Source organism: Ferribacterium limneticum (genome assembly GCF_020510625.1).
In the GTDB taxonomy this organism is placed as follows: domain Bacteria; phylum Pseudomonadota; class Gammaproteobacteria; order Burkholderiales; family Rhodocyclaceae; genus Azonexus; species Azonexus limneticus_A.
The window spans coordinates 3002908-3015716 of record NZ_CP075191.1; the positions used below are offsets into that span (position 1 = coordinate 3002908).

At 55.7% G+C, this 12809-nt stretch carries 14 protein-coding genes and 1 tRNA gene; all 15 read right to left on the minus strand.

Annotated elements, in window-relative coordinates; all coding sequences use genetic code 11:
• Positions 1-23: 23 nt before the first annotated feature.
• The 15 genes from nuoL to tpiA all read right to left on the minus strand — a co-directional run bounded on the left by nuoL (position 24) and on the right by tpiA (position 12809).
• Entirely contained in the window at positions 24-2069 is a 2046-nt protein-coding gene (gene nuoL / locus KI617_RS14420) for an NADH-quinone oxidoreductase subunit L (RefSeq protein ID WP_226447399.1), read from the minus strand.
• 2 nt (positions 2070-2071) lie between these two features.
• Positions 2072-2383 (minus strand): NADH-quinone oxidoreductase subunit NuoK, encoded by a 312-nt coding sequence (nuoK, locus tag KI617_RS14425; protein ID WP_011286724.1) that lies wholly within the window; start codon positions 2381-2383, stop codon positions 2072-2074.
• Positions 2384-2397: 14 nt separating this feature from the next.
• A complete protein-coding gene (locus KI617_RS14430) occupies positions 2398-2994 on the minus strand; it encodes an NADH-quinone oxidoreductase subunit J (protein ID WP_226447401.1) in 597 nt (198 codons plus the stop codon).
• Between the two features lie 12 nt (positions 2995-3006).
• Entirely contained in the window at positions 3007-3495 is a 489-nt protein-coding gene (gene nuoI, locus KI617_RS14435; protein ID WP_011286722.1) for an NADH-quinone oxidoreductase subunit NuoI, read from the minus strand.
• Between the two features lie 10 nt (positions 3496-3505).
• The gene (gene nuoH / locus KI617_RS14440) at positions 3506-4555 is read right to left on the minus strand and encodes an NADH-quinone oxidoreductase subunit NuoH (RefSeq protein ID WP_226447403.1); all 1050 of its coding nucleotides are present in this window, start codon (positions 4553-4555) and stop codon (positions 3506-3508) included.
• Positions 4556-6889, minus strand: coding sequence for an NADH-quinone oxidoreductase subunit NuoG (gene nuoG, locus KI617_RS14445; RefSeq protein ID WP_226447405.1), 2334 nt, complete (start codon positions 6887-6889; stop codon positions 4556-4558).
• A 55-nt stretch (positions 6890-6944) separates the two neighbouring features.
• Positions 6945-8273 (minus strand): NADH-quinone oxidoreductase subunit NuoF, encoded by a 1329-nt coding sequence (nuoF, locus tag KI617_RS14450; protein ID WP_226447407.1) that lies wholly within the window; start codon positions 8271-8273, stop codon positions 6945-6947.
• Positions 8273-8746: an NADH-quinone oxidoreductase subunit NuoE gene (gene nuoE, locus KI617_RS14455; protein WP_226447409.1), complete on the minus strand. Its 474-nt coding sequence runs from the start codon at positions 8744-8746 to the stop codon at positions 8273-8275. Before nuoE ends, nuoF begins: the two co-directional genes overlap by 1 nt.
• Positions 8746-9999: an NADH-quinone oxidoreductase subunit D gene (locus KI617_RS14460; RefSeq protein ID WP_011286717.1), complete on the minus strand. Its 1254-nt coding sequence runs from the start codon at positions 9997-9999 to the stop codon at positions 8746-8748. The genes nuoE and KI617_RS14460 overlap by 1 nt, the downstream gene beginning before the upstream one ends.
• Positions 9992-10597 (minus strand): NADH-quinone oxidoreductase subunit C, encoded by a 606-nt coding sequence (locus KI617_RS14465; protein WP_226447411.1) that lies wholly within the window; start codon positions 10595-10597, stop codon positions 9992-9994. The genes KI617_RS14460 and KI617_RS14465 overlap by 8 nt, the downstream gene beginning before the upstream one ends.
• A 19-nt stretch (positions 10598-10616) precedes the next feature.
• Complete coding sequence (locus tag KI617_RS14470; protein ID WP_226447413.1) at positions 10617-11093, minus strand: NuoB/complex I 20 kDa subunit family protein; 477 nt, start codon at positions 11091-11093, stop codon at positions 10617-10619.
• 9 nt (positions 11094-11102) lie between these two features.
• On the minus strand, positions 11103-11477 hold the full coding sequence (locus tag KI617_RS14475; RefSeq protein ID WP_226451885.1) for an NADH-quinone oxidoreductase subunit A: 375 nt from the start codon (positions 11475-11477) through the stop codon (positions 11103-11105).
• A gap of 62 nt (positions 11478-11539) precedes the next feature.
• Positions 11540-11624 (minus strand) — tRNA-Leu (locus tag KI617_RS14480).
• Positions 11625-11676: 52 nt separating this feature from the next.
• Positions 11677-12048 carry a preprotein translocase subunit SecG gene (secG, locus tag KI617_RS14485; RefSeq protein ID WP_226447415.1) on the minus strand — a complete coding sequence of 124 codons (372 nt, stop codon included), beginning with the start codon at positions 12046-12048 and terminating at the stop codon, positions 11677-11679.
• Between the two features lie 11 nt (positions 12049-12059).
• Positions 12060-12809: a triose-phosphate isomerase gene (gene tpiA, locus KI617_RS14490; protein WP_226447417.1), complete on the minus strand. Its 750-nt coding sequence runs from the start codon at positions 12807-12809 to the stop codon at positions 12060-12062.

Below are 12809 nucleotides of genomic sequence, written 5' to 3' on the forward strand. Positions count from 1 at the left end.
GCTTTTCTGCGAACTATTCACGACTAGGCGCGGTTGATCCACAGGGTCATCAGCACAAAGACGCCGATGATCATGGTGAAAGCGTAGTGATAAACGTAACCTGTCTGGAACAGGCGGGTTACGGATGAAATCCATCCAACGAGCTTGGCCGAACCATTAACGATAAAACCGTCAATCACGGCAACATCGCCGCCCCGCCAGAACGCCTTGCCCAGCATGCGTGCGCCACCAGCAAAGACTGCCTCATTGAACTTGTCGAAGTAGTACTTGTTCTCGAAGAGGGTATGAATTGCCGAGAAGCGGCGCTGAATAGCGGCAGGGATATCCGGACGCTTCATGTAGAAGAACCAGGAAAGGACGACGCCAGCCAGAGCCAGGAGGAAAGGCAGACTGGTAAAGGAATGCAGCCCCATGGCAACAGCGCCATGGAAGTGCTCAGCCAGATGCTCCATCGCCGGGTGGGCATGGTGATCAACAAAGATCACACCCTTGAAGTAATCACCGAAGACCATTGGTCCGATCGCGATGAAACCAATGACCACCGAAGGGATAGCCAGCAGCACCAAAGGCAACCAGACAACCCAAGGCGTCTCGTGCGGCTTTTGACCCGGCGCCAGACCATGGTGGTGGTCGTGCGAAGTTTCCTCGTCGTCGTGATCACCATGGTGCTCGTGATGGTGTGCATCGTCAGCCTTGCCGAAACGCTCCTCACCATGGAAGACCAGGAAGTACATACGGAACGAGTAGAAGGCAGTTACGAAGACACCAGCCAGTACGGCGAAGTAGGCAAAGCCGGCACCAGGGATATGCGAGAGCGCCACCGCTTCGATAATCGAATCCTTGGAATAGAAGCCGGAGAGGAATGGCGTACCAATCAGCGCCAACGAACCAATCAGGGAAGTAATCCAGGTAATCGGCATGTATTTGCGCAGGCCACCCATGTTACGGATGTCTTGATCGTGGTGCATACCAATGATCACCGAACCGGCGGCAAGGAAGAGCAGTGCCTTAAAGAAGGCGTGCGTCATCAGGTGGAAGATCGCCACGGAATAGGCAGAGGCCCCCAGCGCGACGGTCATATAACCAAGCTGGGACAGTGTCGAATAGGCCACGACGCGCTTGATATCGTTCTGGATAATGCCGAGGAAGCCCATGAACAAAGCTGTAATGGCACCAATCACGATGACGAACGAGAGCGCAGTGGTGGACAACTCAAATAGCGGCGACATCCGGGAGACCATGAAAATGCCGGCAGTAACCATCGTTGCGGCGTGAATCAGCGCGGAAATCGGAGTCGGGCCTTCCATGGAGTCAGGCAGCCAGACATGTAGTGGAACCTGAGCCGATTTGCCCATGGCGCCGATGAACAGGCAGATGCAGGTGGCGGTCATCAGCGACACGGTGGCCCATTCGCGACCGGCGAACAGGTTGATCGTCGTATCGACGAGGCCGGGCGCCTTCTCGAAGACCGTCGCGTAATCGAGCGAGCCGGTATGGGCCAGGACCAGGCCAATGCCCAGGATGAAGCCAAAGTCGCCAACACGGTTAACCAGGAAAGCCTTCATGTTGGCGAAGATCGCCGTTGGGCGGGTGTACCAGAAACCGATCAGCAGATAGGAGACCAGACCCACAGCTTCCCAGCCGAAAAAGAGCTGCATGAAGTTGTTGCTCATCACCAGCATCAGCATGGAGAAGGTGAACAACGAGATGTAGCTGAAGAAGCGGTTGTAACCTGGATCTTCCTGCATGTAACCGATGGTGTAGATATGCACCATCAGCGACACAAAGGTGACCACCAGCATCATTGTGGTGGTAAGCGTATCAATAAGGAAACCAACTTCAAATTTATATTCGCCGCTGGTCAGCCAAGTGTAAACCGCACCGTTGTAGGTATGGCCGGCTTGGACATCCTTGAAGATGATGAGCGAAGCGATAAAGGCGATGGCAACGCCGGCGATGGTTGCCGTATGTGCCACCCAACGCGGAATGATCCGACAAAATAGACCGGCGATCATGGCACCGATCAACGGAGCCAAAGGTACCAGCAGATAGAGTTTTTGCATTTCCATGTTTAACCCTTCAGGCTGCCTAGGTCATCCACATGGATGCTCTTGAGGTTGCGGAATAGCACGATCAGGATGGCCAGACCAATGGCCGATTCAGCAGCGGCGACAGTCAGGATGAAGAAGACGAAAATCTGGCCGGAGAGGTCCTGAAGATAGTGGGAAAAGGCCACGAAATTCATATTGACCGCTAGCAGCATCAATTCGATAGCCATCAGCAACACCAGCAGGTTCTTCCGGTTCAGGAAGATGCCGACGACGCTGATTGCGAACAGAATCGCGCCCAGAATCAAGAAATGCGAGAGTGACAGAGTGAGCATAGTCTTCCCTGGGTTCAGTCTTTTTCAACCGGCATCTGCAGGACGCGGACGCGATCCTTCGCCTTGACGAAGACCTGCTGATTCGGGTTGGTGTACTTGGACTTCTTCGGACCGCGGTAAGTCAGCACGATCGCAGCGATCATACCGACCAACAGGATGAGTGAAGCCAATTCAAACGGATAGACATAGTCGCTAAACATCAGCGCGCCAATGGCCTTGGTATTGGAGATCCCGGCCGGCAAGACGACTTCAGTTGCCGGAACCTGGAAGTACTTGCTACCGAGCACCAGTCCCATTTCCATGACCATCAACAGACCAAGCAAAGCGCCGAGTGGTAGATAGTTCCAGAAGCCTTGGCGAATCCGGTCGAGATTGATGTCGAGCATCATCACGACAAACAGGAAGAGCACCATGACCGCACCAACATAGACAAGGATGATGGCGATTGCCAGAAACTCCGCCTGTAGCAGCGCCCAAATGCCGCCGCATGTGAAGAAGGCGAGAATCAGATGCAACGCGGCGTGCACCGGATTGCGGGCAGTGATCACGCGAAGGCTCGCGAAGACCAGTATTGCCGACAGGAAATAGAAAACCGCAGTTTGAAAATCCATCGCTAGCACCTGTTATCGGTAAGAAGCATCAAGCTCGCGATCTTTTGCGATTTGATCTTCGTAGCGGTCGCCGTTAGCCAGCAACATCTGCTTGGTGTAGTACAAATCACCACGCTTCTCGCCGTGATATTCGAAAATCCGCGTTTCGACGACCGCATCAACCGGGCATGCTTCTTCGCAGAAACCGCAGAAGATGCACTTAGTCAGATCGATGTCGTAGCGTGTCGTGCGACGGGAACCATCATCACGCGGCTCAGCCTCGATAGTAATGGCCAGCGCCGGGCAGATCGCTTCACACAGCTTGCAAGCGATGCAACGCTCTTCACCATTCGGATAGCGACGCAGAGCGTGCAAACCACGAAAACGGAAGCTCTGTGGCGTTTTTTCTTCCGGATACTGGACGGTGATCTTGCGGGCAAAGAAATACTTGCCCGTCACCGACATCCCCTTCAACAATTCCTTGAGGAAGAGGCTGTTGAAGATTTCCTTCATCGAACCCATGAGTCTCTCCTCACTTCCAGATATTCAGTGGCGACATCATCCAGACGCCGACGACAACCAGCCAGATCAGACAGATCGGCAAGAAAACTTTCCAGCCCAAGCGCATCAACTGGTCATAGCGGTAGCGCGGGAAAGTCGCCCGGAACCACAGGAACAGGAAGAGGATGGCCGACATTTTGACGAAGAGCCAGAGAATGCCATCGGGCAGGAAGCTGACCGGCGACAACCAGCCGCCTAGGAACATGATGGCAGTCAATGCGGAGACCAGGATCATGTTGGCGTATTCAGCCAGGAAGAAGACCGCGAAGGCCATCCCGGAATATTCGACGTGGAAACCGGCAACGATTTCGGATTCGCCTTCGGCGACGTCGAACGGGGCCCGGTTGGTTTCAGCGACGCCAGAAATCAGATAGACCAGGAACATCGGGAACAGCGGCAACCAGTTCCAGGACAGGAAGCTCAGCCCCCAGTCAGCGAAGCGGCCTTGGTTCTGGACATTGACGATCTCGACCAGATTCAAGCTGTTGGACACCATCAGCACGCAGATCAGCGAGAAGCCCATCGAGATTTCGTAGGAAACCATCTGGGCTGCAGAGCGCATGGCACCGAGAAACGCATACTTGGAATTCGATGCCCAACCGGACAGGATGATCCCGTACACACCCATCGAGGTAATGGCCATGATGTACAGCAGGCTGGCATCGATATTCGCCAGAACCAGTGAGTCGGTGAAGGGCACTACCGCCCAGGCGGCCAGCGCCGGTGCAATGGCCAGCATCGGGGCAATGATGAAAATGCCCTTGTTGGCGCCGCTGGGAACGATGATCTCCTTCATCAGCAGCTTCAGGCCGTCGGCGATCGGCTGGATCAGGCCCCACGGACCAACCCGGTTAGGACCGATACGCACCTGCATGTAGCCAATGACCTTGCGCTCAAAGTAGGTCAGATAAGCCACGCCGAGCATCATCGGGGCAACGATCAGGACGATCTTGATCAGGGTCCAAACCGCCGGCCAGGCGCCACCAAAAATCCCGGTGCCAAAGTTCATCAGTGCGTCCATTTATGCACGCTCCACAGAAATCGAGCCAAACATGTCGCCCAGCATCACAGTACTCGCATGCGCCGCCGAAACACGAACGCAACCGGCCGGTACATTGTTGTCGACCTTGGCGACCAACACTGCCTCGCCGGCCCCCTGTCTGACGCGAACCAGGGCATTCTCGGCAATACCGATCTGAGCCAGGGTCTGCTCGCTGATGCGGGCGGTCGGCGCGACTGCATCTGCCGTCTGCTGCAATGCAGGAGCGCGGCGGGCCATCGGGTCGGCAAAGTTGATCGGCACATCGGCAATCCGCTGCAGACCGTTTGCGACAACTGACGGAAGGGTGATCGCAACGCCGTTCAGTTCGTTATTTAGACCAGTTACGAATTCGCATCCCTTACCGAGTACTTCGTCGCGAATTTCTTCGCTGGAGGTATAACCAAAGCCGTCGAGATTCAGCACATTGCCGAGAACACGGAGCAGTTTCCAAGCCGGGCGGGCATCGCCTCGTGCCTTGACCACCCCATTGAAACTCTGGACACGACCTTCGGTATTAATGAATGTGCCCGAGGTTTCGGTGTAGGGAGCAATCGGCAGCATCACATCGGCAAATTTCAGAGCAGGCGCGTGCTTGAAGGCGGACATGTAGACCACCAGGCTAGCCTGCTTCAGGGCGCCCATAACCAATTGGGGGTTGGCGCAATCCAACTCCGGTTCAACCCCCATCAGGACGTAAGCCTTGCGGGGCTGCTCGAACATCTGACGGGCGTTGGCGACAGAGGGCAGTGCCGAGGCAACGTAACCACCGATTGTATTCGCGCCTTCGCCGAGGAAACCGACGACCGCTCCGGTAAGCTTGCCAAGCGCAAGCGCCAAAGCATGCAATTGCGTAGCGTCAGTAGATTGAGTTGCCACATTACCGAGGAAGACGGCACGTTTTTCGCCATCGACCAGGCTCTGAGCAATTTTTTTGCTGGTCTCGCAAATCACAGCCGATTCGACACCAAGCGGTATTGTGACGCCCTTGATTTCAGCTGCGGCCTTGACGACAGCAGCTAGCGCACCAGCCAGCTGGGACGGTGCCACAATCAGGCGGGCGTGGAAGTTGATAAGTTGATCGTCACCGGTCACTGACAGCAGGCTGACCTTGGTGAATTTCTTGGCTGCCTGACGTAGGCGCTGAGCGATCAGCGGATGATCCTTGCGCAGGAAAGAGCCAACGACCAAAGCACCGTCAAGATCCTTGATCTCCGCAAGGCGCATGCCCAGCCAAGGCGTGCCGGCGCGCTTGAAATCGGAAGAGAAATCACTCTGGCGGGGGCGGAAATCCATATTGCCACTGCCCAGCCCCTTCATGACCTTGCCAAGCAGGAAGAGTTCTTCGAGCGTCGAACTTTGGGCAGCCAGTGCGGCCAGCGCATCGCCACCTTGTTCGCGGGCAACGTCCTTCAGGCCGTGAGCAACGTAGTCAAGTGCGACGTTCCAGTCGACTTCCTTCCACTCGCCGCCCTGCTTGACCATTGGTTTGGTCAGGCGTTCGTCGGAGTTCAGGGCCTGATAGGAGAAACGCTCCTTGTCGGAGATCCAGCACTCGTTTACTTCTTCGTTTTCGCGCGGCAGGACGCGCATCACGTTGTCGTGCTTAACCTGGACAACCAAGTTGGCTCCGACGGAATCGTGCGGGCTAACCGACTTGCGGCGCTGCAGTTCCCAGGAACGGGCGGTGTAACGGAAAGGCTTGGAGGTCAGCGCGCCAACCGGGCAGAGGTCAATCATATTGCCCGACAATTCCGAGTCGACCGTACGACCGACAAAGGTCATGATCTCGGAATGCATGTTGCGGTTGGCCATGCCAAGTTCCATGATGCCGCCGATTTCCTGACCGAAGCGAACGCAACGGGTGCAGTGAATGCAGCGGCTCATCTCTTCCATGGAGATCAGCGGGCCGACACTCTTGTGGAAAACGACGTGCTTTTCTTCGGTGTAGCGGCTCTTCATCGGGCCGTAGCCGACCGACATGTCCTGCAACTGGCACTCGCCGCCCTGATCGCAGATCGGACAATCCAGCGGGTGGTTGATGAGCAGGAATTCCATCACCCCCTTCTGCGCCTTGACGGCCAGTTCGGAGTGGGTAAATACCTTCATGCCATTGGTCACCGGCGTTGCGCAGGCCGGCAACGGCTTCGGTGCCTTCTCTACCTGCACGAGACACATGCGGCAGTTGGCGGCAATCGAAAGTTTCTTGTGGTAGCAGAAATGCGGAATGTAAACGCCCACCTGCTGCGCGGCATCCATCACCGTGCTGCCATCGGGCACTTGCGCCTTTTTGCCGTCGATCTCGATTTCTAGCATGTCGCTACCTTGTAGCCTGACTTTTCGTCGTTAATATCGTTACAACCCGTAGCCATCAGGCCGGAATCTTGTGGAAGCCACTGCCTGCCCATTGCACATCCTTGGGAACCAGACAGGTCTTGTTTTCAATGTGGTACTCGAATTCCTTGCCGAAGTGCTTGATGAAGCTCTGCACCGGGAAGGCTGCCGCATCGCCGAGCGCACAGATGGTGCGACCGGCAATATTGCCGAGCACACTGTTCAGCAGATCGAGGTCTTCGGGCTTGCCGAGACCGTTCTCGATGCGATGCACGACCTTGTACATCCAGGCCGTACCTTCGCGGCAGGGGGTACATTGGCCACAGGACTCTTCGTAATAGAAGAAGGACAGACGCTCAAGCGCCTTGACCATGCAGACCGTTTCATCCATCACGATGACCGCACCGGAACCGAGCATCGAACCGCCCTTGCTGATCGAGTCGTAGTCCATGGTGCAATCCATGATCACTTCGCCCGGCATGACCGGGGCTGACGAACCGCCAGGAATGACCGCCTTCAACTTGCGCCCGCCACGCATCCCGCCGCACATTTCGAGCAGGGTCGAAAAGGGGGTACCGAGCGGAATTTCGTAGTTGCCTGGGCGATTGACGTGGCCGGAAACCGAGAACAGCTTGGTACCGCCATTGTTCGGCTTGCCCAGATTCAGGAACTCTTCGCCACCCATCTTCAGAATGAAGGGAATGGCAGCAAAGGTTTCGGTATTATTGATCGTTGTCGGCTTGCCGTACAGACCGAAGGATGCCGGGAACGGCGGCTTGAAGCGCGGCTGGCCCTTTTTGCCTTCGATGGACTCAAGCAACGCGGTTTCTTCGCCACAGATATAGGCACCGTAGCCATGGTGCGCGAAGAGTTCGAAATCAAATCCCGAACCGAGAATGTTCTGGCCGATGAATCCAGCAGCACGTGCCTCATCCAGCGCCTCTTCAAAACGCTTGTATTCTTGCCAGACTTCGCCGTGCACATAGTTATAGCCGCGATTGGCGCCCATCGCGTAGGCGGCGATCGCCATGCCTTCGATGACGGAATGCGGGTTGAAGCGCATGATGTCGCGGTCCTTGAAGGTCCCCGGTTCACCTTCGTCGGTATTGCAGACTACGTACTTGTCACCTGGGAAGGAGCGTGGCATGAAGGACCACTTCAGGCCAGTCGGAAAGCCGGCGCCGCCACGACCTCGCAATACCGATTTTTTGACTTCGCTGATGACGTCTTCCTGGGTCATCTTGCTTTCCAGGATGCGCTTCAACTGCGCATAGCCACCACGCGCCACGTAATCCTTGAGGTGCCAGGTATTGTCGCCATCCAGGCCTTCCATCAGGACACCGTTGATCGAACCAAGCATGGCCATTATTTGCACTCCTCAAGCAGCTTGTCGATCTGTTCCGGGTGCATGTGGCTGCACATCGAGCGGTTGTTGACGATGAAGACCGGCGCATCACCGCAGGCCCCCATGCATTCGCCTTCCTTCAATGTGAATTTGCCGTCCGGTGTCGTTTCACCGTAGCCAACACCCAGCTTCTGCTGTAGATATTCGCCGGCATGGTAGCCGCCCGACAGCGCGCAAGGCAGGTTGGTACAGACCGTGATCTTGTACTTGCCGACCGGCTTCAGGTCATACATGTTGTAGAAAGAGGCCACTTCGTAAGCCGCCATCGGCGGCATACCAAGATAGTTGGCAACGGCCTCGATGGACTCGGGGGCCAGCCAGCCTTTTTCTTCTTGGGCGTGAGCGAGACAGGCCATCGACGCCGATTGTTTTTGATCGGCGGGGTACTTGGCGACCTCGCGGGCAAACTTCTGGAGGGTTTCAGCGGAAAACATCAGCGGTCAATCTCGCCAAAAACAATATCTTGGGAACCGATAATCGTAACGACGTCGGCAATCATGTGGCCTCTGGACATTTCATCCAGACCGGCCAGGTGGACAAAGCCCGGCGCACGAATCTTCATGCGGTAAGGCTTGTTGGCACCATCGGAAACAAAGTAGATGCCGAACTCGCCCTTGGGATGTTCGACTGCCGCATAAGCCTCGCCTGCCGGGACATGGATACCTTCGGTGAAGAGCTTGAAGTGGTGAATCAACTCCTCCATGTTGGTCTTCATGTTTTCGCGCGGCGGCGGCGCCACCTTGTTGTTGTCTGTAATCACCGGGCCAGGATTCTTGCGTAGCCAGGCGATACATTGCTTGATGATGTTGTTCGACTGGATCATTTCTTCCATACGAACCAAGTAGCGGTCATAGCTATCGCCATTGACGCCCACCGGCACATCGAAATTGATCTTGTCGTAGGCAGCGTAGGGCTGCTTCTTGCGCAAATCCCAGGCGATGCCGGAACCGCGCAGCATAGCGCCGGTGAAGCCCATCTGCAGGGCCCGCTCCGGCGTCACGACGCCAACATTGACCAGACGCTGCTTCCAGATCCGGTTGTCAGTCAGCAGGGTGTGGTATTCGGAATGGTAAGTCGGGAAGCGATTGGTGAAATCCTCGAGGAAGTCGAGCACTGAACCGCTTCGGTTTTCGTTCTTCTCGGCCGCCTTCTTGGCATTGGTCCAGGTCGATTCCTGATACTGCGGCATGCGGTCCGGAAGATCGCGATAGACGCCACCCGGACGATAGTAGGCAGCGTGCATCCGGGCACCGGAAACAGCCTCGTAGACGTCCATCAGGTCTTCGCGTTCGCGGAAGGTGTAGAGCGCCATGGTCATCGCACCGACGTCCAGCGCATGACAGCCGATCCACAGCAGATGGTTGAGAATACGCGTCACTTCATCGAACATAACCCGGATGTACTTGCCGCGCTCCGGCACTTCGATGCCAAGCAGCTTTTCAGTGGCTAGACAGTAGGCATGCTCGTTACACATCATCGAGACGTAGTCGAGACGATCCATATAGGGCACAGACTGAACCCAGGTCCGGGTTTCGGCAAGCTTCTCGGTCGCCCGGTGTAGCAGGCCGATATGCGGGTCGGCGCGTTGGACGACTTCGCCATCCAGTTCAAGCACCAAACGCAGCACACCGTGTGCTGCTGGGTGCTGCGGACCAAAGTTGAGTGTGAAATTGCGGATGTCAGCCATGAGCGGTATCCCCGAAAGTGTCTTCGCGCACAATGCGCGGGGTGTTTTCGCGCGGCTCGATGGTGACCGGTTGATAGATCACACGAGCCTGATCGGGGTCGTAACGCATCTCGACGTGACCGGAAATCGGGAAGTCCTTGCGGAACGGGTGCCCAATGAAACCGTAGTCGGTCAGGATACGGCGCAGGTCGTCATGACCAACAAAGGCAATACCGTAGAGATCAAAGGCCTCGCGCTCGAACCAGTTGGCACTGGTCCACACGCCGGTAATTGAAGCAACCGACGGAAAGCTCTCATCTTCAGCAAAGACGCGAACACGCAGACGCCAGTTATGCGCTATGGACAGGAGATGGACAACAACGGCGAAACGCTCGCCCTGCCACGCCCCATCACCATAAGTCGAATAATCGACGCCGCAAAGATCGATCATCTCTTCGAAACCGAAAGCCGTCTCGTTGCGCAATGCAGCCATCACGCCAAGGTAGTCGGCCGCGGCGACTTCGATGGTTACTTCACCCAGCGCGAGCTTCAGAGACTTGAGCTTGTCGCCGAAATGCTCCTGCAGGTTTTGACTAAGCGTTTCCAGCTTGGCAGACATATCGAATCAGCCTTGGCAATTAACGAGCAATGGTATTGGTACGACGAATCTTGTTCTGCAACTGAATGATCCCGTAGATCAACGCCTCAGCAGTCGGGGGGCAGCCCGGAACATAGATATCAACTGGAACGATGCGGTCACAGCCGCGCACAACAGAGTACGAGTAGTGGTAATAGCCGCCGCCGTTAGCACAGGACCCCATGGAAATCACCCAGCGCGGCTCGGCCATTTGGTCGTAAACCTTGCGCAGAGCCGGCGCCATCTTGTTGGTCAGCGTACCAGCGACGATCATTACATCGGACTGGCGCGGACTCGGGCGGAAAACAACACCAAAACGATCCAGATCATAGCGGGAAACACCAGCATGAATCATTTCGACCGCACAACACGCCAAACCAAAGGTCATGGGCCACAAAGACCCGGTTCGCATGTAATTAATCAGCTTGTCTGCCGAAGTGGTGACAAAACCTTCCTGGAGAACGCCTTCAATAGCCATTTGCGAGCCTCATTCCCATTCCAGCGCGCCCTTGGCCCAGGCATAGACATAACCAATGACCAGAATGGCAACGAATACCAGCATTTCAACAAAACCGAACATCTTGATCGATTCAGTAGCGACGATATCTTTAAAAATCGACGCCCAAGGAAACAGGAAGGCAATTTCCAAATCGAACAAAATGAAAAGAATTGCAATCAAATAGAAGCGCACATCAAATTTCATGCGCGCATCTTCGAATGCCTCAAAGCCACACTCATAGGGTGATAGCTTTTCCGGGTCCGGACGGCTGGGGGCCAGAATAAAGCCCATAGCAACCGGCAAAACGCCAATTGCAACCCCCACCAGAACGAACATCAGAATTGGAAAGTAGTTTTCCATCATCCGCCGCCAATATTCAGTTTCTTGTTCGAAACAGCGCACCTTACGGCCACTGCCCCAGTTTTTGGTGCCGACGGCGAGACTCGAACTCGCACAGCTTGCGCCACTACCCCCTCAAGATAGCGTGTCTACCAATTTCACCACGTCGGCACGTTCTTTTGATTCACCCGCCGAGGACTTATGCCGGGCAAACCACCTTGCGTTACCTCGGAACATCTTTCGCCTTGGACCCCGCTTCAACAGGAGCAGAAGGCGATTCAGCGCCGGCCGGAGCAGGCTGCGAAACAGGCTGCGATTGTACCGGTTCCTGCATCAGACTGCCAGACGTTTTTGGCTTATTGGACCCGATATAGGCCAATGTCAGACTTGTTACAAAAAAGACGGCAGCCAGAATACCCGTCGTACGACTAAGAAAATTAGCCGAACCGGTTGCGCCAAAAAGACTACCAGAGGCGCCGCTACCAAACGCAGCCCCCATATCCGCCCCCTTGCCATGCTGCATCAATACGAGAACAATAATCACGATCGCCACCAAAATGTGGGCCGTCAGGACAAGAGAAAAAAGCCAGTTCATTTATCAGCCTATCAATTTGCCGCAAGGCAAATCGCCAGAAAATCATCCGCAACCAAGGCAGCACCACCGATCAAACCACCATCGATATCAAGCTGCCCAAACAACTCCACCGCATTCTGTGGCTTGACACTACCACCATACAAAATACGCAAACCATTCGCCACCTGACGATCCTGCGCCGCAATCTGAGCACGGATCGCTGCATGCACCTCTTGAGCTTGCACCGGAGAGGCCGTCACCCCCGTCCCGATTGCCCAAACCGGTTCATAAGCAACCACCGCCGAAGCCATGGCCGCAACACCAGAACAATCCAAGACGGCCGATAACTGACGGGCAATAACAGCACCCGTCAACCCAGCCTCGCGCTCAGCCAGCGTCTCTCCTACACACAAGACAGGCACCAGACCAGCCGTTCGAGCCGCATCGAATTTTGCTGCAACAACCGCATCGGTTTCGCCATACAGCGCACGACGCTCAGAGTGCCCCACCAAGACATAGCGACAACCAAACTCGAGCAACATGGAAGCCGCCACTTCGCCGGTAAACGCACCTGAAGGGTGCTCGCTTACGGACTGCGCCCCCCAAACCAGCGACGACCCTGAGAAAAGCGATTGCACCTGCCCAAGATAAGGATAAGGAGGACACACAGCAACTTCACAAGCCACCCCGGAGACGCCAGCTTTGATACGCTCAAGCAACTCCGCATTCTGCTGAAGGCCGCCATGCATCTTCCAGTTACCTGCAACGAGCTTTCTACGCAT